21 protein-coding genes are annotated in these 19,377 nt (G+C 61.5%); 7 read left to right on the top strand and 14 right to left on the bottom strand.

The annotated features are described in order from the left end of the window. Positions 1–4: 4 nt before the first annotated feature. Complete coding sequence (gene dnaA, locus CWE16_RS08835; RefSeq protein ID WP_131594715.1) at positions 5–1,420, bottom strand: chromosomal replication initiator protein DnaA; 1,416 nt, start codon at positions 1,418–1,420, stop codon at positions 5–7. A gap of 90 nt (positions 1,421–1,510) precedes the next feature. Between dnaA and CWE16_RS08830 the strand changes: the two genes are divergently transcribed. From CWE16_RS08830 to CWE16_RS08820, 3 genes are read left to right on the top strand one after another with little or no spacing between them, the layout of a single operon-like run. Then, positions 1,511–2,665, top strand: coding sequence for a trypsin-like peptidase domain-containing protein (locus tag CWE16_RS08830; protein WP_131594713.1), 1,155 nt, complete (start codon positions 1,511–1,513; stop codon positions 2,663–2,665). Positions 2,666–2,706: 41 nt separating this feature from the next. Then, a complete protein-coding gene (locus CWE16_RS08825) occupies positions 2,707–3,321 on the top strand; it encodes a TIGR04282 family arsenosugar biosynthesis glycosyltransferase (RefSeq protein ID WP_236629658.1) in 615 nt (204 codons plus the stop codon). Then, entirely contained in the window at positions 3,318–4,082 is a 765-nt protein-coding gene (locus CWE16_RS08820; protein WP_131594907.1) for a TIGR04283 family arsenosugar biosynthesis glycosyltransferase, read from the top strand. The genes CWE16_RS08825 and CWE16_RS08820 overlap by 4 nt, the downstream gene beginning before the upstream one ends. Here CWE16_RS08820 and CWE16_RS08815 read toward each other — a convergent pair. After that, on the bottom strand, positions 4,052–4,573 hold the full coding sequence (locus CWE16_RS08815) for a GNAT family N-acetyltransferase (RefSeq protein ID WP_236629657.1): 522 nt from the start codon (positions 4,571–4,573) through the stop codon (positions 4,052–4,054). The two genes, CWE16_RS08820 and CWE16_RS08815, sit on opposite strands and share 31 nt — an antisense overlap. 59 nt (positions 4,574–4,632) lie before the next feature. Here CWE16_RS08815 and CWE16_RS08810 point away from each other — a divergent pair, with 59 nt between their 5' ends. Next, the gene (locus CWE16_RS08810) at positions 4,633–5,415 is read left to right on the top strand and encodes an alpha/beta fold hydrolase (protein WP_131594709.1); all 783 of its coding nucleotides are present in this window, start codon (positions 4,633–4,635) and stop codon (positions 5,413–5,415) included. Here CWE16_RS08810 and CWE16_RS08805 read toward each other — a convergent pair. Together CWE16_RS08805 and hisG are read right to left on the bottom strand one after the other, a co-directional pair. Further along, complete coding sequence (locus CWE16_RS08805; protein ID WP_131594707.1) at positions 5,367–7,187, bottom strand: ABC transporter ATP-binding protein; 1,821 nt, start codon at positions 7,185–7,187, stop codon at positions 5,367–5,369. The genes CWE16_RS08810 and CWE16_RS08805 overlap by 49 nt on opposite strands. After that, positions 7,187–7,837: an ATP phosphoribosyltransferase gene (gene hisG, locus CWE16_RS08800; RefSeq protein ID WP_131454423.1), complete on the bottom strand. Its 651-nt coding sequence runs from the start codon at positions 7,835–7,837 to the stop codon at positions 7,187–7,189. Before hisG ends, CWE16_RS08805 begins: the two co-directional genes overlap by 1 nt. Positions 7,838–7,866: 29 nt before the next feature. On the opposite strand from hisG, the gene gloB reads away from it, so the two are divergent. Then, complete coding sequence (gene gloB, locus CWE16_RS08795; protein WP_131594705.1) at positions 7,867–8,625, top strand: hydroxyacylglutathione hydrolase; 759 nt, start codon at positions 7,867–7,869, stop codon at positions 8,623–8,625. A 25-nt stretch (positions 8,626–8,650) separates the two neighbouring features. Here the strand turns inward: gloB and CWE16_RS08790 are convergent, their stop codons facing one another. Then, the gene (locus CWE16_RS08790) at positions 8,651–9,739 is read right to left on the bottom strand and encodes an ABC transporter ATP-binding protein (RefSeq protein ID WP_131594703.1); all 1,089 of its coding nucleotides are present in this window, start codon (positions 9,737–9,739) and stop codon (positions 8,651–8,653) included. Positions 9,740–9,782: 43 nt separating this feature from the next. On the opposite strand from CWE16_RS08790, the gene CWE16_RS08785 reads away from it, so the two are divergent. Together CWE16_RS08785 and CWE16_RS08780 are read left to right on the top strand one after the other, a co-directional pair. After that, positions 9,783–10,184 carry a Rid family detoxifying hydrolase gene (locus CWE16_RS08785; protein WP_131454426.1) on the top strand — a complete coding sequence of 134 codons (402 nt, stop codon included), beginning with the start codon at positions 9,783–9,785 and terminating at the stop codon, positions 10,182–10,184. Positions 10,185–10,265: 81 nt separating this feature from the next. Further along, positions 10,266–10,490, top strand: coding sequence for a DUF3136 domain-containing protein (locus CWE16_RS08780; RefSeq protein ID WP_131454427.1), 225 nt, complete (start codon positions 10,266–10,268; stop codon positions 10,488–10,490). Positions 10,491–10,500: 10 nt separating this feature from the next. On the opposite strand, the gene cbbX is transcribed toward CWE16_RS08780, so the two are convergent. The 9 genes from cbbX to CWE16_RS08735 all read right to left on the bottom strand — a co-directional run bounded on the left by cbbX (position 10,501) and on the right by CWE16_RS08735 (position 19,373). After that, positions 10,501–11,415 carry a CbbX protein gene (cbbX, locus tag CWE16_RS08775; protein WP_131594701.1) on the bottom strand — a complete coding sequence of 305 codons (915 nt, stop codon included), beginning with the start codon at positions 11,413–11,415 and terminating at the stop codon, positions 10,501–10,503. Continuing rightward, positions 11,399–11,683 carry a 4a-hydroxytetrahydrobiopterin dehydratase gene (locus tag CWE16_RS08770; RefSeq protein WP_131454429.1) on the bottom strand — a complete coding sequence of 95 codons (285 nt, stop codon included), beginning with the start codon at positions 11,681–11,683 and terminating at the stop codon, positions 11,399–11,401. The genes cbbX and CWE16_RS08770 overlap by 17 nt, the downstream gene beginning before the upstream one ends. A gap of 26 nt (positions 11,684–11,709) precedes the next feature. Continuing rightward, on the bottom strand, positions 11,710–12,831 hold the full coding sequence (locus CWE16_RS08765; protein ID WP_131594699.1) for a CO2 hydration protein: 1,122 nt from the start codon (positions 12,829–12,831) through the stop codon (positions 11,710–11,712). Further along, on the bottom strand, positions 12,831–14,336 hold the full coding sequence (locus CWE16_RS08760) for an NADH-quinone oxidoreductase subunit M (RefSeq protein ID WP_131594697.1): 1,506 nt from the start codon (positions 14,334–14,336) through the stop codon (positions 12,831–12,833). The genes CWE16_RS08765 and CWE16_RS08760 overlap by 1 nt, the downstream gene beginning before the upstream one ends. A gap of 10 nt (positions 14,337–14,346) precedes the next feature. Beyond that, positions 14,347–16,191, bottom strand: coding sequence for an NAD(P)H-quinone oxidoreductase subunit F (locus CWE16_RS08755; protein ID WP_131594695.1), 1,845 nt, complete (start codon positions 16,189–16,191; stop codon positions 14,347–14,349). Positions 16,192–16,274: 83 nt separating this feature from the next. After that, entirely contained in the window at positions 16,275–16,958 is a 684-nt protein-coding gene (locus CWE16_RS12415) for a BMC domain-containing protein (protein WP_153188433.1), read from the bottom strand. Between the two features lie 44 nt (positions 16,959–17,002). Continuing rightward, positions 17,003–17,254 (bottom strand): carboxysome peptide B, encoded by a 252-nt coding sequence (locus tag CWE16_RS08745; protein WP_131594693.1) that lies wholly within the window; start codon positions 17,252–17,254, stop codon positions 17,003–17,005. Then, on the bottom strand, positions 17,254–17,580 hold the full coding sequence (locus CWE16_RS08740; RefSeq protein WP_131594691.1) for a carboxysome peptide A: 327 nt from the start codon (positions 17,578–17,580) through the stop codon (positions 17,254–17,256). Before CWE16_RS08740 ends, CWE16_RS08745 begins: the two co-directional genes overlap by 1 nt. A 2-nt stretch (positions 17,581–17,582) precedes the next feature. Beyond that, positions 17,583–19,373 carry a carboxysome shell carbonic anhydrase gene (locus CWE16_RS08735; RefSeq protein WP_131594689.1) on the bottom strand — a complete coding sequence of 597 codons (1,791 nt, stop codon included), beginning with the start codon at positions 19,371–19,373 and terminating at the stop codon, positions 17,583–17,585. Positions 19,374–19,377 lie beyond the last annotated feature (4 nt).

Genomic DNA, 19,377 nt, shown 5'->3' with positions numbered 1-19,377 from the left:
CGATTCAGCGGCGGCGCCTGGAATCGATCTGCAGCAGGTCCCTGACCTTCTGCACCTGGCTGGCGAGCTGGGGGTCTGAGGCCAGCTTCTTTTCCACCTGCCCGATCGCATACATCACCGTGGTGTGGTCCTTCCCCCCGAAGGTCTCACCAATACGTGGAAGGCTGAGGGCGGTGCCCTGACGCATCAGAAACATGCCCACCTGACGTGCCTGACTGACTGCCCGGCGTCTGCTGCTGCTGCACATGTCCTCGGCTGACACATCAAACACTTCCGACACCTTGTCGATCACCTGCTGGGGTGTGACCTCAACACCCTGACCACTCGGGTCGAGCATCGGCGCAACCGACTCCACCGTCATCGGTAGACCAGTGATCGAAGCGAAGGCCACGGCTCGGGTCAGGGCCCCCTCCAGCTCACGGATGTTGGACGTGAAACGGCCTGAGATGTATTGGATCAAATCCCTTGGCAGTGAAACCCGCTCCTGCTCCGCCTTCTTCTGAAGAATCGCCATGCGCGTCTCCAGGTCTGGAGCTTGGATATCAGCGATCAGCCCCATCGAGAATCGGGAGATCAGGCGCTCCTGAAGACGAGGGATCTGACTGGGGGGGCGATCACTGGCGATCACAATCTGCCGCCCAGCCTCATGGAGCGCATTGAAGGTGTGAAAAAACTCCTCCTGGGTGTATTCCTTCCCCTCGATGAACTGAATGTCATCGACCAGAATCAAGTCAGCAGCTCGATAGCGATCGCGAAAGGCCTGCATGCCGTCCTTACGGATCGCCTGAATCAGATCGTTCGTAAAGGTTTCCGTCGAGACATAGGAGACCCGCGCTTCAGGATCAATTTCCAGGCGGTAGTGACCGATCGCCTGCATCAGGTGGGTTTTTCCCAAACCCACACCACCGCAGATGAACAACGGATTGAACTCCCGTCCTGGCGACTCAGCGACCGCCAGCGCCGCCGCATGGGCCATGCGGCTGTTTGGGCCGACCACAAACCTGTTGAACACGTAACGCATGTTCAACCCCGGCAAACGCCGTGGTTGCGATGAGCGGCTAGTCGCCCCTTCAGTCGGGGGGGTCGCTGGTGCCGTTCCCGACGATGACTGTGTATTCCCGGCGCTGACGCCAGACGAGGCAGCTGCCAGCGTGGTGGCGGCAGGCTCGTCCTCGCGGGCCAGAACCTTCACGGTCACCTTGGCCCCATGGAGGCCTGTCGCAACCTCCTCGATCGTGGCGACGTAGTTCTTACGGAGCCAATTGCTGGCGAAGCTGTTCGGGGCCTGCAGGGTGAGCTCCCCATTGGCGAAGCCCGTGCAGAGGGCTGGTCGGATCCAGGTTTCGAAGGTGGGCTTGCTCAGGTTGCTCTGGAGCGCGTGCTGCACCTTGTTCCACAGCTCGCTGCCGGTCAGCACCACGCGTATCCGATCCCATCGGTGCCGAATCTACGCACCTTCTGCCGGCCAGTCCGTCTTTAATGAGACCCTGACCAACTCAACCGCAATCCCATGGCCAGCGCCGCGCCCAGCTCCAGGCAGCGCCTTCTCCTCTGGCTTGGCATCAGCATGCTTGGAGTCGGTCTTGCTGGCTGCAATCCCTCCTGGCGCCAGCGGCTCGGCCTAGAGCCCAAGCCTGCCGAGGGCCCCGCTCCATCCGTGAGTGACGGCCCCAGCTCCGCGCCCCTTCAACCAGGTCGCAATGTGATCGTCTCCGCCGTCGAGCGGGTGGGCCCGGCCGTGGTGCGAATCGACACCCTGAAGCGGGTCAGCAACCCCCTCGGCAATCTGTTCGGGGCTGGACCATCCATCCAACAGCAGGCCGGTCAGGGGTCAGGCTTTATCACCAGGTCCGATGGTCTGATCTTCACCAACGCCCATGTGGTGGAGGGAGCGGACCAGGTGTCGGTGACACTTCCCGATGGCCGCAGCTACAGCGGTAAGGTGCTGGGAGGTGATCCCCTCACCGATGTAGCCGTGGTGAAGGTGGTAGCGGAGAAACTGCCCGTAGCCCCCCTAGGCAATTCAGACGACCTGAAGCCAGGCGAATGGGCGATCGCGATCGGCAATCCGCTCGGACTCAACAACACCGTCACAGCTGGGATCATCAGCGCGGTGGAACGGACGAACGCCGTGGGTGCCGGCCAGCGGGTGCCTTACATCCAGACCGATGCCGCCGTGAATCCAGGCAACAGCGGCGGGCCTCTGATCAACGCCTCCGGTCAGGTGATCGGCATCAACACCGCGATCCGCCAAGCGCCCGGCGCTGGCCTCAGCTTTGCGATTCCGATCAATCTCGCCAAGCGGATCGCCCAGCAGATCATCAGCACCGGCCAGGCCTCGCACCCGTTCATCGGCGTGAGGCTGCAAAGTCTCACACCCCAGCTGGCTCGCGAAATCAACGCCACCAGCAAGACCTGCAAAGTGCCTGAGGTCAATGCCGTTCTAGTGATCGAGGTCGTGGAAGGCAGCCCCGCCGCCCGCGGTGGCATTCGCCCCTGCGATCTGATCCGCCGCGTGAACGGCACCCAGGTGAAAGATCCCTCTCAGGTGCAGCTTGCCGTCGATCGCGGCCGCGTCGGACAAGCCATGCCCCTGATCGTGGAGCGAGACGGCAAAAAGCTGGAGCTCTCGGTGCGTCCGGCGGAACTGCCCAGGGGGGAATGAAGGCAGCAGCAGGGCAATCCCCCCTGCCAGTGTTGGTAATGATGACGCGATGGCCGGCTGCTGGACGCTGCAAGCGGCGTCTGGCCGTCAGCCTCGGGTCAGGAAGGGCAGCCCTGGTTCAGCGCGGCCTCACCCGCCACACCCTTGCGGTGGTGGAGGGGCTGCGAGCCAGCGGACACCTGCATCTGCGCATTGCCCTTTCCGGCTGCGGGCCGGGTGCCGCCCGTCGCTGGCTAGGCCATCGCCCAGGGGAGTTCAGCCTGCAGGGCCAAGGGGGATTGGGGGAACGCATGCGACGGCAGGTCCTCAAGGCCAGCCATCGTCACCCAGGCGCCCCGGTGCTGCTGATCGGTACCGATCTTCCTGGGCTGACACGCCAGGATCTACGCGCCGCGATCGCGGCTCTCAGGCAACATCCGTTCGTGCTGGGCCCGGCTGCTGATGGGGGCTACTGGCTGATGGGACTCCAGTCATGCTTGCTCCGCCCCACGGTCACCTGGCCCTTCACTGGGATCAACTGGGGCAGCGATCAGGTGCTCAGCCACACGCTGCAGCGTGCGGAGGCTCAGGGCCTCCGTCCTCATTGTCTGCAGTGCCACAACGACCTCGATCGCCTCCAGGACCTGAGGCCTTGGCTGGCAGGACCATTGGCATGAGGGCGGAGCGGAACAACCGGGAGGCCGCCCTGCCTGCGCTGAGTGTGCTGATTCCATGCCTCAACGAAGCCGCGCACCTGCCGCTGCTCCTGGCCGATCTACAGCGCTATACGCCCATCCCAGAGCTGCTGGTGGTGGATGGAGGCAGCGGTGATCGCAGCGCGGAGGTGGCAGAACTGGCTGGGGCGAGGGTGCTGCCTAGCGTTCCGGCCTGCAGGGGGCGCCAACTGGCGAGCGGAGCGAGGCAGGCCAGCAACAGCTGGCTTCTGTTTCTCCATGCCGACAGCCGGCTGCCCCGGCAATGGCCACAGGCGATCGCAGACGCGATGCGGGCCGCCGATGCCGCCACCAATGCCTGGTACTTCCCCTTGACCATCGAGCCCTCGACAGCTGCTCGCCGGGTACTGGAGCGCTTGGTGAACCTGCGCAGCCGAGTGGTTCAAACCCCCTATGGAGACCAAGGATTGCTGATCCATCGCCACCTCTATGACGCGAGCGGAGGTTTTGAAGACCTTCCTCTGATGGAGGATCTTGATCTGGTGCAGCGGGTCGGCCAGCGAGCGGCGTTACGACCTCTCAGCTGCTGCATCCAGACCGATGGACGTCGATGGGAGCGGGATGGAGTGCTCGGGCGAAGCTGGAGAAACGCCCGGCTGCGCCAACGGTGGCGACAGGGGGAATCAGCCCAGAACCTGGCCGCGGCCTATGACGGGAGCCCACCTCCTCTCCTTCAGCTGGCATACCAAAAACCGCAGCGATGACCATTGGGCTCAAGCTCCCAACCGAGGCGTTCGTAGAAGGGCAGCACCCCGGGGTCGGCAAACAGGGTGACCCGCTCAGTGCCCATCTCCCTCAGCAGATCGATCAGGTAATCCATCAGTTGCCGGCCGAGCCCCGCCCCCTGATAAAGCGGATGGATGGCCACATCCCAGATCGTGGCCTCCAAGACCCCGTCTCCTGTGCAACGCGCGAAACCCACCAGGCGCGGCACCCTCGGGTCATGCCGCCAGAGTCCGACCGTGATCAGGCTGTGCTCGAGAGCCCGGCGCACTCGCCGTACCGGGCGGCGGCTCCAGCCCACAGCCTCCAGTAAACGCTCGAGCTCCACCAGATCAAGGGGTCTGGAACAACTGAAGACCAGGCTCACCTGGGGATTGGGCGAGCTGCACAGTCGCGCGCCTTCTCCATAGGCCTCCACCATCGACTGAGGAGAGAGCAAAGGGGTGCTGATCACCCAGGCGGTGCGATTCATGCATGATCCTGACGCACCGCCCCTGTCTGCGGTCAGCATGGAGGCCGTTGCGCCGTCTGATGACCTCCGCTCCCCTTCTCATCGGCATCCATGGCTGGCTGCTGAGCAGCCGGGTCTGGGAGCCCTTCCAGAAGGCCTGGGCCGCTGGGGAGGGGAATGCAGATCAGGGGGGCAGCATTGCTCCTGCATCGATCCCCTTGTGGTGCCCGGACCTGCCAGGTTTCGGAGACCTGAAGCGTCCCAGGGATCTGGCGCCAACCCTTCCCGCCTATGGCCGCTGGCTCGCCGAGCAGGCCTTACGACGGGCAGATGGCCAACCTCTGGTGTTGATGGGCCATTCGCTTGGGGCCAGCGTGGTTCTCCATGCGGCAGACCATCTTCAGCAGCAGGCACCTGACAGCCTTAAGGCCCTGGTGCTGATCGCGGCCGGAGGCGGCATCTACCAACCGAGGCCGTTTCAGCGCCTGAGGCAGGGGGGGCGGCTGGTGGTCCTGATGCGCCCAGCCTTGCCCCTTTCCCTCGGACCGTTCCAGGCAGAGCGGCGGGCAGCGCTCGGCTTGCTGGTGAACAGCACCTGCCGCGGATCGATCAGAGCCATACCAGAGCTGGTGTCCAGACTTGAGGTGGAGAACCTCTGGATCAGCGGCAGCCAGGACCGGGTGATGGAGCCCGGTTATGTGCGTCATCTGGCTGGCTATAGCCCTCAGCACGCCTTGGTCAGCCTCCCCGACTGCGGCCATCTGCCGATGCAAAGCCACCCTGAGGCCCTGGCCTCGGCACTAAGGGGATGGCTTCAAAGTCTGGCCAGACCACGCTCCTGCAATTCAGCCAGTTCGGCGTAGAGGCCTCCAAGGGCCCGCAACTCGTGGTGGGTGCCCTGCTCGATCAACTGCCCCCGTCGCAACACAAGAATGCGATCCGCCGCCTCCACCGTTGCCAGGCGATGGGCAATCACCACGGCAGTGCGTCGTTCCAGAAGGCGATCGAGATCCCGTTGCAGCGTTGCTTCCGTGGAGGGATCCATGAAGGCTGTCGCCTCATCCATCACCAACACCGTGGGATTGCGAATCGCCACCCTCGCCACAGCGAGCAACTGACGCTCTCCAGAGGAGAGGTTGCCACCACGCTCTCGAAGCTCCGAAGCCAGCCCCTCAGGCAGACGCTCCAGCAAAGGGGCGAGACCGAGATCCCGGCAGATTTCGCCGAGACGCCGATCATCGAGCGGAACATCGAGACGCAAATTGTCCGCCACGCTGCCGCTGAACAGGAACGTGTCCTGAAGCACGACCCCCAGCTGACGACGCAACTCAGGCACAGGCAGATCGCGGATGTCCTCTCCGTCGAGAAGGATCCGCCCCTCTTGGGGCTCATAAAGACGACAGAGGAGACGGATGACGGTGCTTTTACCAGAACCGGTTGGACCCACCAGGGCCACATGTTCACCAGGGGCGATGCGGAAGCTCAGGTTGTGCAGAATCGGCTCATCGGGCCGATAGGCAAACGACACGTTCTCGAACACCACCTCGCCCCTGTTGGCTGGAACGGCCACAAGCGAGGGGCCGACGGGCCTGGGCTTCATCTCGCTGCTGCGGTCAACGATCTCCAGAGGCTCCTCGAGCAACTCGCCGATCCGCTCGACAGCGGTGAGTCCCCCCTGGATCTGGGTGAAACGCTCAGCCAGCTGGCGCAGGGGGTCAAACAATCGCTGGGAATAGAGGATGAATGTGGTGAGGGTTCCAAGGCCCATGGCCCCACCGCTCACCATCCAGCCCCCCAGGGCCAGCACAACGGCAACGGCTCCGAGGGCCACCCACTCGATAAAGGCAGAGATGCTGCTGTCGTAAAAAATCGTGCCGTTGACAGCCCGCCGGTACGCGTGGCCGGTGCGTTCGAAGCGAGCTGCATTCACCGCTTCGCGACGGAACATCTGCACCACCTCCAATCCCTGGAGGTTTTCCTGGAAATCGGCGTTTAGCTGGGAGAGCTCTTCACGCACGCGGTAGTTCGCCTTTCGATAGCGACGTTGCAGCCAGAGGATCATCAGCGTCACCGGGACCTGAGCCACCAGCAGGAGCAAGCCCAGGCGCCACTCCACCAGCAACATCGTGATCGCGATCACCAGCAGGCTGACCAAATCACCAAGAACACCGACAGCCCCGCTGCCGAACACTTCAGCAAGAGCATCCACATCGCTGGTGAGGCGCGTGAGCAGCTTGCCGACCGGCATCCGGTCATGGAAGCGAAGTGACAGCTGCATGGCATGGGAGAACAGATCCTCACGAATCCGGGACGTGAGCCGCTGCCCTACGGCCTGGATGTTGAAGGACTGCAGCCCCTGCAGACCAAGGCGCAGCAACACCGACACCAGCAGCGTGCCCACCAGTAAGCGCATCGCCGCCGGGGTCTCCATGGCCTGAAGCAGGGGCAGCACCGACTCCCTGGAGGCACCCCCGACACGCCGAAGCACAGCAATCGCCTGGCCGACCAGCAACGGCTGGATCGCACCGGCAAGAGCGACGGGCACCAGCAGCACCAGAGTGAGCAGCAACCGGCGCCGGTCCCGACCGAGGTAGCGCCCCAGGCGCCTGACCCGCTGAAAGTCCGATGTGGCCATCAACTGGCCGCCGGCTGGGGTGTGCAGGCGCGCATGGCATCAACAATTCCGCGCAGATCTCCACGATCCAGGCGGAGTGAAAGGGGATGCCCCACGAGACGGGCCGTGGAAAAGAAAAGATCCTCGATCGCCACAAGTCCGTTGTCCCGCAGGGTGCGACCGGTGGCGACCAGATCCACAATCGCCTCGGCGATTCCGGTGATTGGTCCGAGCTCGACCGAACCAGTGAGATGCACCAGTTCGACAGGCAGATCGAGAGCGTCGAAATAGGTGCGGGCGCACTGGGTGAACTTGCTCGCCACCCGGCAGTGGGGGGGAAGATCCGCCGCGCGCTGGTAGCCGCTGCTGGCCTTCACAGCTACGGACATCCGACAGCCGCCGAAACCGAGATCCACCAACTGGGCCACTGGCATCTGGTGCTCGCGCAGCACGTCGTAACCGACCACACCCAGCTGCGCCTGTCCATAGGCCACGTAGACCGGCACATCACCGTTGCGCACCAGCAAAGCCCTGGCCCGACCACAGGCGGAAGGGACCATCAACTGGCGGTTATCAGGGTCGAGAACCGCCTGAAAATCGAGACCGGCTGCAGCAAAGCGTGCCACCGAATCTTTCAGCAGTGCTCCCTTTGCCAGGGCGACGGTGATCATGGAGTGATGCGTCGACCTGGACTTTAACGATGCCACCTTCCGGCACGCCCCAAGACGGCATTCACCCTCTGCCAGTGCTGCAGGACAACATCGTGTGGATCTGGGTGGCGGGAGATGCTGCGGTCGTGGTCGACCCGGCGGTGGCCTCACCGGTGATCGACTGGCTTGAGGAGCGCGAACTCCGGCTCGAAGCCGTGCTGCAGACCCATCACCATGCGGATCACATCGGCGGCACCCCCGAACTCCTGCTCCGCTGGCCCGATGCGGCGGTGATCGCCGCTCTGGCCGACCTGGAACGCATCCCCTTTCAAACCGTCTCGGTGCAGGAGGGGGACCGGCTCACCCTGCTGGATGGGGAACTGGAGGTGCTGGAGGTTCCGGCCCATACCAGGGCCCATGTGGCGTTTCTGCTCTCGGCTCAGGGGACGAGGCCTCCGGCCCTGTTCTGCGGAGACACGCTCTTCAGCGGGGGGTGTGGTCGCCTGTTCGAAGGCAGTGCGACGCAGATGCACGAGGCGTTGCAACGCTTCAGCCAGCTCCCACAGCAGACGGGCGTCCATTGCGCCCATGAATACACCGAAGCGAATCTGCGCTGGGCGGCAGCCCTGCGGCCGGATGCGCCGGAAATCCACAGGCGCTGGCAGGAGGTAGGGACCCTCAGGGCCAGGGGCAGTTGCAGCCTGCCGAGCACGATCGGAATCGAACGGGAAACCAACCTGATGATGCGCGCCAACGATGCGGAGGAGCTGGGGGCACTGCGCCGGCACAAGGATCAGTGGCGTGGCTGAGGGCCCGGCTCAGGGCGCAGCTCAGTTATTGACTGAGCGCTTCGAGGACTAAACGCTGCGGATAGAGCAGCACGGTTTCTCCGGGGCGCAGGGCGAGTCGACAACGGGTCCCGCGCTGGTAATCGCTCTGGAGCGGCAGGCGCAGGCGCAACTGACGAGCTCCCGCCTCGACCCTGTAAAGCCATTCACGACCTAGGAACTCTCGACCCATGACGCAGGCCTCAGCGGTGGGATCTGGGACCAGGGTGATCGCCGCGGGATCCACCAACACGGAGGCCTCTGCCAGTTCCCGCTCCCCCAGGCCGGAAGGCATCCGGAATCGGCCGAGCGAACAGTTCAGATGGCCGCTGCCATCGGTCTGTACAGGCAGAAGATTGCCCTGCAAAACAAAACGACCGACAAACGGGGTGGCCGGCGACTCCACCAGAGTGCGAGGAGACGCGCATTGATGCAGCAGACCGTCCTGCATCACGGCAACCCGGTCGCAAATCGCTAGCGCTTCGCCAGGGTCATGGGTGACCAGAATGCCCGAGGTGCCACAGCGACTGAGCACCGCTGGCAGTTCACTGCGCAAGCGAAGCCGGACCTCCACATCGAGGTTGGAGAAAGGTTCATCCAGCAACACCACCGCAGGAGCCGGGGCCAGAGCCCTCGCCAGAGCCAAGCGCTGGCGCTGGCCTCCAGATAATTCATGGGGATAGCGGCCGGTCAGCCGCTCCAGCCCAAGCAACTCAAGCAACCACGAAGCCCGACTGGTGTCCTGTCCCCGGCGCAGTCCAAAGCAGGTGTTCTCCCAAGCATTGAGATGGGGGAACAGGGCGTAGTCCTGAAACACCATGCCCACCCCGCGACGCTCGGGGGGCAGTGAGCGTTGGCCATCTGCCGCCAGCTCACCCTGCAGGTGCACCTCACCACGAGAGGGCTGCTCGAAACCGGCAATCAGGCGCAGCAGCGTGGTCTTGCCACAGCCGGACGGACCCAGCAATCCCACGAGCTCTCCTGGCTGCAGGTGCAGATCAATCCCCTGAAGCGTCCAGTCCCGCTCTCGCCCCGGGTAGCGGTGCCAGAGGCCCGACACCGCAACCGGCGCGACCTCTGATTCGCGACCCGCCATAACCCTCGAGGGTGATGATGCCTGTCCATTGTGCGACTCCACCATGACCTCCCCCATCAATCCTGAGGCGATCACCACGGACGCCGCACCGGCTCCAGTCGGTCCCTACAACCAGGCTGTCCTTGCGGGGGGATGGCTCTACTGCTCCGGCCAGATCCCCCTCGATCCGGCCACAGGTGCCATGGTGGGAGCGGGCGATGTGGAGGCGGAAACCCGCCAGGTGCTCAGCAACCTGCTTGCAGTCCTCAAGGCCGCAGGAGCCGATGCCTCCCGGGTGGTGCGGACCACGGTGTTCCTTGTGGATCTGAACGATTTCCAAAAAGTGAATGCCCTCTACGCGGAGGTCTTCGGTGCCGGAGTCAGTCCAGCCAGGGCCTGCGTGCAGGTGGCAGCACTTCCCAAGGGTGCCCGGGTGGAAATCGATTGCGTGGCCTGGATGGGGTGAGAGAGACCCCACCGCTGGTGAGGGCCCTGGCAGGGGCGGGACCGGCGGTTTCATAGGTTGAGGGTTGCGCTGCGCGATCCCATGGCCCAGGCCAAGCTGACCATCGGAGAACTGGAGGCGGGCTATCCCCTCTATTGCAAGGCGTTACGCAGACTTCTGAAGGAAGGTCGCAGCACCCAAGACATCCAGAAAACCGTTTGCTGGGGCCATCTGGAAACCCTCAACCGCTGCCTTCCCACCCGCTACAAGGCACCGTCTTACTTACTGGCCCTGATCCGCCGCGATCTTGAGCAACCGAAGCACTGAGGCCGACAACTCAGGGGCCGGGGGTGAGCGGACGGGCAGGATCCTCTCCTTCAACTTCCCCCTGAAACACCCTGCTCGCCAATACATCGCTGGCTTCAATCGTAATCAGATCCTCACGATTGAGCGGTTCGGCCATTCTTGAAAACAGCCGATTGGCCTGCCGGAGTCGCAGACGATCAAGAGCGTTGCGGATTGAGCGTGCGTTAGCAAAGAAGGGCAGAAGCCGTCGGCGTGAGATGTAGTCGGCAAAGGCTTTCTGAGCCGAATCAGTGAAGCAGTAGTTCTGCTGATGCAGCAATAGAAGGGCAATCTCCATCAGCTCCGAATCGCTGTAGTCGGGGAAATCAATGTGATGAGCGACTCGGGAGGAGAGACCGGGGTTAGACTGATAGAACTCCTGCATGCGGTCTTTATAACCGGCAAAAATCACAACAAACTCTGAGCGCTGCTTCTCCATATCCTGAAGAAGAATTTCGATCGCTTCAGCCCCATAATCCCTCTCATTACCTGGCTTATAAAGATAGTAAGCCTCATCAATAAACAGAACACCGCCCTGGGCGCGCTTGATCATTTCACGGGTTTTAGGTGCGGTGTGACCTACATATTGACCAACAAGATCATCACGGGTCACAGTGACCACATGGCCTTTGCGCAAATAGCCGAGACGATGAAGGATTTGGGAGATCCGGATCGCAACTGTCGTTTTCCCAGTCCCCGGACGACCCGTGAAGGACATGTGCAGGGAGGGTGCAGAGCTGGGCAGATCCAGGGTCTCCCGAGCACGATCCACCAAAAGCAATGCAGCAATCTCACGAATGCGCGTCTTCACAGGACGCAAGCCAACAAGATCGCGATCAAGCTGCTCTAACACCTCAGCAACGCCTGAATCGGCGAAGCTGGCCGCAAGGTCAATCGATGAGTCCATCGACCGCTGCCGCAAAGGCATGATCCTCAGCCTGCAAAGGAGCTCCCTCCTCGAGATCGAGAGGCCGCAAGGTGAGATTCACGTAAGTACGGCCAAAACTGATATCCGGAAAGCGTTGCTGTTCTTCACTGAAAGCGCCAAGACGATCTAAAAAATCACGGGTGGCGCCGTAGGTCTCGAATTCAACTCGGCGCTCAAGCCGGACCGGACGATTGCGCTCTTCCCACTGATGCTGCCCTGATTGATGCTGCCCTGATTGATCCTGCACAACGACACGCACACGCTTCGCTGAACTTAGAGCAGAGCATCCCGGCGAGTCCCCATCAATCGCTCAGCCCAGGCAGATGCATAGGAATGGTTGGCCGCCTGTGCCTCGGGATCCTCGACATTGAGAGGATGGGGCATGGTGCCAGCAATCGCCGCGTTGGTGACACAGAACATCGACTTCTGGAAGCTGATGCAGATCTGCACATGAACATCGGCCTGCCCTCGGCCATGGCTGTCGTACCAGCGACTGAGCTCATCGGGAAGGTGGCGATACATGTCTTGCATGCAAAGGCTCGGAGGGATCCCCGCCCCCATGCTTGGAAGCGGGTCGGCATAGAGCGCTCCGTAGCGGAAGCTGCTTTGATCCGGAGAGATCTGCTGAGCCTGGGCGTTGTACGACACGGTTCCCAGGAAAGGCATCCCGCGGAAGAACACCGCCTCCACATAAGGGACAGCCACATCAACCAGGAAGGTGAGGCCAGCTTCAGGCGGGAGGATCCAGATGGTCTCACCACCGACCTGCACCTCGTAGGTGATCGGATTGGCGGCGGCAGCCACCAGACCATCACGGATGTGATGAACCACATCGTTGACGCAGGCCACCTCACCGATGCGATAGCGACGGGCAAGGTCAACAAACACATCGCTCATCACACGCCAGAACAGCCCAAGGGCATAAATGGTGGTGAGTGAGCGAATCGCCTCGGGTGCGAAACCCGGAAACAGTGCATTCACCAGCGCCAACAGCGGATCGCGACGGGCTTTGAGGCGGATGATCCGATCACAAACCGTCTGGAAGGGATCACTGTCGAGGTAGGCATCCAGCCCTCCGGTGCCATGCCAAAACATCGCCTTCTGGCAGTACTCGGCGTATTCGAAGTTGATCCGATCACCGATCCAATGGCTCCAGAGGCGCTGGAGGCTGAAACCCTCGTGGAAAAAACGAAGGGTCGGGAAGGGATTGAGCAGCTGGGTCTGCCCCTGATACACCAGGTTGCGGCTGTAAGCATCCAGCACGAGGCCGTAACTCTCGAGCACATTCACAACCTGGAGAAGATGGTCAGGAGTGTCAGCGAGCAAGGGCACGTCCGCCAGCAGGCGAGAGACCAGCTCCTCGTGATCGGGCAGCGGGGGCGTGGTGTGGGGCATCAGGAGAGGCCTCCGGGCAGGGTGGTGAGAGCGAGCTGACTGAGGCTGGTCGTCGCCGCCTCGCTCAGACCGACCAGAAGATCAGGGGCCAAACCGAGAATCAGGACCCCAAAACTGAGAAGGATGGCCGGCATTTGATCCTGAAAAGGAACCGGTTCAAGCACCCGGGGGTTGGCATCGTCACCGGCGGTGATTGCCAAGCGTCCAAAAAAGGCACGATTGACAAGCAGCAGGAAGTAGACCGCTGTGAGCCCCGAGCCCACCATGCTGAGCAGGGTGGCTGTGGTGAAGCTCTCAAGGCTGCCTCGGAAGATCAGGAATTCGGCAATGAAGCCGGCCATCCCCGGAATACCGGCACTAGCCATGACGCCGATGATCATCAAAGAGCCACTCAATGGAAGGCCACGCTGAGGGTTGAGAAGGCCCCGCAACACATTCAGATCCCTGGTGCCAGTACGCGAATAAACCACACCCACGACCAGGAAAAGAATCGCCGAGATCAAACCATGGCTGACCATCTGGAAAAGGGCGCCCTCCAGGGCCACAGGGGTGGCTGCTGCCGCCGCCAGCAGCACATAGCCCATATGCCCCACGGAGCTGTAGGCCACCATTCGCTTCATATCGGTCTGGGCGATTGCGGCCAAGGATCCATAGAGCACAGACACCGCCGCCCAGGTGGCTAGCCAGGGAGCGGCGACAGCCCAGGCCTCAGGGAAGAGACCAAGACAGAAACGCAGCAGACCATAGGTGCCCAGCTTGAGCAGGACCCCTGCCAGAAGCACGGACACCGGCGTCGAGGCTTCGGTGTGAGCATCCGGCAGCCAAGTATGGAAAGGAAAAAGGGGAATCTTGATTCCGAAGCCGATCAGCAGAGCCCCCATCAGCACCAACTGGCTAACAATCCCCATCTGGGAGCTGAGTACAGGATGGAGGCCGAAATCAACGCTGCCGGTCAAGACAGCCATTCCCAGGAATGCCGCCAGAATCAAAATCCCTGAAACGGCGGTGACGATCAGAAATTTCGTGGAGGCATAGGCGCGATTGGCGCCACCCCAGACCGCAATCAGCAGCCAGAGGGGGATGAGCTCCAATTCGTAGAACAGGAAGAAGAGCAACAGGTTCTGAGCCAGGAAGGCACCATTCACCGCACCGCTGATGATCAGCAGGAGAGAGAAGTAGATGCGCGGCCGATTCTCAATGCTGCGGGACGCAAACGCTGCCACCAGGCAGAGCACTCCGTTCATCAGCACTAACGGCAGTGAAAGGCCATCGACGGCGAGGGAGTAGTCGAGCCCAAGACTGGGCAGCCATGGCATACGTTCAACAAGCTGAAAACCTTGCTGAGAGGAATCGAAGGCCCAGAGCAGCGGAAGCCCTGCCAGGCACTGAATCGCCAACACAATCAGAGACACGCGCCTGATGCCACCGGAATTGGTACCGGCAGGCAGGCAAGAGATCAGGAGGGCCCCGCCAAAGGGGATCAGCAGAAGAACGGTCAAGAGCATGGAGTTCACCTCAGTTCAGAAGCCAGCTGAGGCTGAACAGCAGCAGCACAATCGCCGCCACCACCGTGAGCACGTAGCTCTGGCTCTGACCGCTGATGCTCAATTTGAGACCATCGGCGCTTTGGAGGGAGAAACGAGCCAGGAAATGGAGCACACCATCGACCACCGTGCGATCAAAGCGATCAGCCAGTTTTGAAAAGGCAGCTACCACATTCACGATCGTGAGGCGGTAGAAGCGCTCGGTATAGAAATCAAAAGCGAGGAGATCCTGGAACCAGCGAAGAATGGGATTCAGGGAACGGGACCAGGCTTTATTCAGGGGGATCAAGGCTCCGATGAGAAGTCCCACCAGGCCACTGCCAACCACAAGCGCGGCCGCCCAGACGGGGAAAGCGAGCAGCCCATCCAGAGACTCCAGGCGAATCAGCAACAACGGGGTAATCAGAACGATCACAGACAGCGCCACCATCGGCAGGGCCATTTGCCAATTGATCTCCGCGGCTCTCCTGGTCTTGGCCAGGGACTGGCCCAGGAACACGTGGCGGTAGACGCGGGTGAGGTTGAGGGCCGTCAGCGCATTGGTCACGAGGAACACGACAACCAGGACAGGTTCACGAGCGCCAATCAACTCCACGGACTGGGCCAGGCAGAGGAAGCCCCCAAACGGGAGACAACCAACAAGACCCAGCGAACCAATCAGAAAGGATCCGGAGGTTGCCGGCATACGGGAACCGAGCCCCCCGAGTTCGGTGATGTCCTGGCAATTGGTGGCGGCGATCACGCCACCCACGCTCATGGACAGCAGAGCTTTGGAAACGGCGTGGGCAAAGAGCAGCAGGAGTGCAAGTACGGGCACCTGCAACGCAATGGCGATAAAGACGAGGCCCAGATAGGCCGTTGTGGAATAGGAGAGATTCCGTTTGATATCCACCTGGGCAATCGAGACCAGCGAGCCGCCAAGGGCACTGATGATTCCAATCACCTGAAGGACCACCAGGGTGACGGGAGCCTGCTGCAACAGGGGCATCACCTTGAGGAGAACGATGGCACCGCAGGTGACAACGACGGAATTGCGCAAAATCGAAGCTGGGTTCGGACCCTCCATCGCTTCATCCAGCCAGAGGTGCATGGGGAACTGGGCGCACTTTCCGACCGGACCAGCAATCAGACCTAGACCCAGCAGGGTCGCGGCAATGGGGGTCATGGGCTGAGTTGCTGACCAGGCGTAAAGATCCTGAAAGCCCATGACTCCAGACCAGGCAGCCAGAGACACCACCCCCATCAGCAGGAGGACATCGCCGACGCGCTTGGTGAGAAAGGCATCCCTGGCAGCGGTGATCACCAGCGGCTGGGCGTACCAGAACCCCACCAGCAGGTAGGTAGACAGGGTGAGCATCTCCAGCAGGAAATAGCTCTGAAACAGGGAGTCACTGAGCACGACTCCAGACATCGCACCCTCGAAAAAGCCGAGGAGAGCGAAGAAACGGGCTAGGGCCCATTCCTTATCGAGATAACCGAGTGAATAGAACTGGGCCAGAAGGCTGAGACCAGTGATCAGTTCAAGAGCTGCCAGGTTGGTCAGCGACAGGCTGAAGCTGATGTTGAGCTGCAGGTCTGCAAAAGCCAGCCAGGGAAACTCAAGAGAAACAGGCCCATTGAGCATCACCTCACGCAACACCAAACTCCCATGCACAAAGGCAATCAGGGTGAGAAGGATGTTGAGGTAAGCGGGGGGGCGATGCGCATCCCTGCGAAACCAGCCAGCGGCCCATGGAAGGGCCACGAGGGTTCCGGCCAATCCATAGAGAGGGATCAGCCAAGCGGACTCAAGGGTCAGGGTGGAAAACGTACTCAAAAAAAGAACTCAGACGTTTCCGGCCAAAGGCGCGTTGGCCGGAGAATCTAAGCGGAATTGGGAGTCAGGGAACGCCATTCCACTCAGAGGCGGCGACGGGCGCCAGTCGCCACCAAGGCAGGCTCAACCTCCTGGTGGGGACGCGCAATGATATGCGCAGCAACCAGGCCATCGCCTACTCGCTCACAGGCATCAGCACCTGCACGAACAGCGGCGTTCACCGCACCGGTCTCACCGCGCACCATGACGGTCACGTAGCCACCGCCGACGTACTCGCGACTGATCAGCTGCACCTCGGCAGCTTTGGTCATCGCATCGGCCGCTTCAATTGCAGGCACCATCCCACGGGTTTCGATCATGCCGAGGGCAATGCCCTTGATCGGTGCAGGCGTTGCAGCCGCAGAGACACTGGAGGAGGCACGGCGAGCGGCACCACCGGAAGCGCTGCTGGATCGTGTGCTGGTCGAGCGACTCGTACCCGATCGGCTCGCACTTGTGCTGCGACGGCTGCTTGTGGTGCTGGAACTAGCACTGCGGCGTGTGCTTGTGGCTGCTGCAACGGCGGTCACATCGACAGTTGCCTTAGCAGCCGGTGTGTTTTTAACAGCCGGCGTTGTCTTCTCAGCCGCTGCGGAGCTGCTTGCCGCTGGCGTCGCGGCCGCAGGGGTCACCGCTCCGCTGGACGTGGAGGAAACAGAAGCACCGGAGGAAGCAGACGACGGGCTGGAACCAGCGGAAGAGCGACGGCGGGGCGATGGAGTAGCCATGGTGAGGAGGGAGTGGATGGAACGAAGCGGGACGGGGTGATCAGTTATCCATCCGGCGTCCAGTGATCGATGATCCCGCCGATGGTGAGATCAGTGAGGACCGTGTTGTCGGGGCAGGCATGACGGGCCGCAGAGCCGCTGGCAGTAAAAACCCAGTTCCCTTCTCGAGCACCAACGGGATCAACAGCCACCAGTTTCTTGCCTTTGTTGTTTTCCAGAATGCGTAGGTGCATGTGATCAAGCCCGGCGACCCGATAGGTGCAAACCAATGTTCCCCGCACCTGCATGATTTCCATCAGCCTGCAGCCCCCTGGGGTGGGGATGGGGGAGCTGCAGGGGACGCTGCAGGTGCGGATGATGTGGAGGGAGGTTTCGGGGGATCGGGCTCCCAGTGGTCAATGATCCCAACGATGGTGAGGTCACTGGGATAGGACTTGCTACCGGCAGCCTCACGGGCAGCAGAGCTGGAAACGCAGATGACCCAGTCTCCGGGCTTGGCACCGACGGCATCAACAGCAACTTTTTTGGTGCTGCCATCGAGGACGACCTGAAGATGCTTGTGCTCAAAATCGGGGATCCGATTGGTTGAGACGAGTGGCTTGATGACCTTGACGATGAGCATGATCAGTGAGCCTCCTGACGGACAGGATCGAGGGAGGACCCTACCGTTTCGGCAGGGGAAAGGTTGTCACGGTCTCGGACCGTGAGCATGGTGTGGAGCAGGCCGGCGTCAACGAGCTCCGTATAGCGGGCGGCGATCGCTTGGTTGACGCGATGGCAATCAGCGACAGCCCGCTCTCTGGCACCAGGAACCTTGCCTGAGTAATCGAAGCGGACAACGACAGGGATTGGCAGATCCCTTGAAACATTGAGTCCCTTGAAGATCTTGACGCCGACATCGAGATCAGGAGCACCTTCCTCAACAGTGTCGAGATGGGCGAAGTACGTGAGGTTGCGTAGATGCACCTCCTTGAACCCGATGCCGACACCGATAAAGCGTTCAGCATGGCCTGCATCGGGATAGGGCCCGTGGTGCAGCGCACGGACGTAATCCTGTTGGGAGAAATTGTTGATCAGTAACTCGGCAATGAAGCGCACCATGCCTGGATCAGGAGTCGTCGTGGAGTGGGTTTCCACCGCAGCGATGACCGCCTCACGAGCCTGATCAGCCTGCAGACAGGCGGTGCTCTCATAAAGAGTTGCAGCACACAACCATTGATCCAGCTTGATCGCACCATCTCGATCGGGAACATGAACCCGGATCGCATCGGTGTCAGTGTCGAGACCGATCAATAAAAGATCCACCGAAGCGCCACAACAAAAGCTGTTCTCAACGGCTTCACGGAAATCCTTGAGGCGTTGCAAACCTGCAGAGGCCGCCAGGGAGTCGTTGCTGCCGTGGGCGGCACAGCCTTGGTGGGATGGATCTAAAGAACTGAAGTGGTACGTAACCACTTTCAAATAACGCGTAGGGGCATGGGGCTCGTTGGGAACATGTTCGCGAAAACGGCGATGCTCGGTTTTGACCCAACGATTGACCGTGTTTTCCACGTCGAACATGGCTCCGGCATGGGAGCGACGCCGCACGGCACTGAAGGGAATGCGCAGGGCGTAGGCAATGGAATGGGCTAAACGACCATCCGCGCAGGGAGTGACATCAAGCAGATGGAAACCGCAGTCGAGCAAGAAAGTGTTGAACTGCTCAGCGCGCTGACTCCCGGACGCACCGCCGAGAGGGTCATCAAGAAAGAAACGCTCGCTCAGGGATTGATGGGCCTGGAACACACACCAGGCAAACAGGGCGCGCATGTCAAGGGGACGCACCCATGCTTTCTCAAGGATGTGATCGGGTAGATCAAATCCGAGCTCGGCCCGAGCTAAGCGTTGAGCCTGGGTAATGAAATCAGCGTCGTGTTGGAAGGCTGAAACCCTCTGGAGAACGGGAACGATGCGATCAAAACGTCCCTTGACCTCCAGTTCATAGGCCTGGAGCCTGTTGTTCTCGGAGAGCTGGGTGAGGGGATGGGCAGCCAACACACCTCTGCGAGACACTGTCGCCGCTTGAAACCGAGCGGGAGGAGAGCATGCCTGAGGCTGAAGTTCAGCCGATTTATCCCGGCGAATCCAGGAGGGGCGCTGAACGACAGGTCGTCGGGTGTCCTGACTTGAACGAATCCGTCCACTGGACAAACGAGCATCATTCACCACTGCCGCTTTGCCCGCAGTGGTGAGCGCCTTGCGCCGTTCAAGGGCGGCACTGCGGGTGGTGGCAACTGGATCCGATCCGGGTTGATCCTGGTTGGGTCCCACCTCAGTTGAGCTGGAGAGGGCCTGAGCCAACTGCAGCTGACGACGCGTGGGAGCCGTGGGAGCCAGTGGGCGCCCGCTCCGTGCCGATGGTTGGGAGCGAACCATTCTT

It is taken from the genome of Synechococcus sp. BS55D, from assembly GCF_004332415.1.
Lineage (GTDB): Bacteria > Cyanobacteriota > Cyanobacteriia > PCC-6307 > Cyanobiaceae > Synechococcus_C.
This window is presented reverse-complemented; position numbering and strand designations above follow the sequence as displayed.

Excerpts from the sequence above, each read along its gene's own strand:
- CWE16_RS08830 (WP_131594713.1), top strand. The coding sequence starts at position 1,511 with ATGGCCAGCGCCGCGCCCAGCTCCAGGCAGCGCCTTCTCCTCTGGCTT.
- CWE16_RS08825 (WP_236629658.1), top strand. The coding sequence starts at position 2,707 with ATGACGCGATGGCCGGCTGCTGGACGCTGCAAGCGGCGTCTGGCCGTC.
- CWE16_RS08820 (WP_131594907.1), top strand. The coding sequence starts at position 3,318 with ATGAGGGCGGAGCGGAACAACCGGGAGGCCGCCCTGCCTGCGCTGAGT.
- CWE16_RS08815 (WP_236629657.1), bottom strand. The coding sequence starts at position 4,573 with ATGAATCGCACCGCCTGGGTGATCAGCACCCCTTTGCTCTCTCCTCAG.
- CWE16_RS08810 (WP_131594709.1), top strand. The coding sequence starts at position 4,633 with ATGACCTCCGCTCCCCTTCTCATCGGCATCCATGGCTGGCTGCTGAGC.
- CWE16_RS08805 (WP_131594707.1), bottom strand. The coding sequence starts at position 7,187 with ATGGCCACATCGGACTTTCAGCGGGTCAGGCGCCTGGGGCGCTACCTC.
- hisG (WP_131454423.1), bottom strand. The coding sequence starts at position 7,837 with ATGATCACCGTCGCCCTGGCAAAGGGAGCACTGCTGAAAGATTCGGTG.
- gloB (WP_131594705.1), top strand. The coding sequence starts at position 7,867 with ATGCCACCTTCCGGCACGCCCCAAGACGGCATTCACCCTCTGCCAGTG.
- CWE16_RS08790 (WP_131594703.1), bottom strand. The coding sequence starts at position 9,739 with ATGGCGGGTCGCGAATCAGAGGTCGCGCCGGTTGCGGTGTCGGGCCTC.
- CWE16_RS08785 (WP_131454426.1), top strand. The coding sequence starts at position 9,783 with ATGACCTCCCCCATCAATCCTGAGGCGATCACCACGGACGCCGCACCG.
- CWE16_RS08780 (WP_131454427.1), top strand. The coding sequence starts at position 10,266 with ATGGCCCAGGCCAAGCTGACCATCGGAGAACTGGAGGCGGGCTATCCC.
- cbbX (WP_131594701.1), bottom strand. The coding sequence starts at position 11,415 with ATGGACTCATCGATTGACCTTGCGGCCAGCTTCGCCGATTCAGGCGTT.
- CWE16_RS08765 (WP_131594699.1), bottom strand. The coding sequence starts at position 12,831 with ATGCCCCACACCACGCCCCCGCTGCCCGATCACGAGGAGCTGGTCTCT.
- CWE16_RS08760 (WP_131594697.1), bottom strand. The coding sequence starts at position 14,336 with ATGCTCTTGACCGTTCTTCTGCTGATCCCCTTTGGCGGGGCCCTCCTG.
- CWE16_RS12415 (WP_153188433.1), bottom strand. The coding sequence starts at position 16,958 with ATGGCTACTCCATCGCCCCGCCGTCGCTCTTCCGCTGGTTCCAGCCCG.
- CWE16_RS08745 (WP_131594693.1), bottom strand. The coding sequence starts at position 17,254 with ATGGAAATCATGCAGGTGCGGGGAACATTGGTTTGCACCTATCGGGTC.
- CWE16_RS08740 (WP_131594691.1), bottom strand. The coding sequence starts at position 17,580 with ATGCTCATCGTCAAGGTCATCAAGCCACTCGTCTCAACCAATCGGATC.
- CWE16_RS08735 (WP_131594689.1), bottom strand. The coding sequence starts at position 19,373 with ATGGTTCGCTCCCAACCATCGGCACGGAGCGGGCGCCCACTGGCTCCC.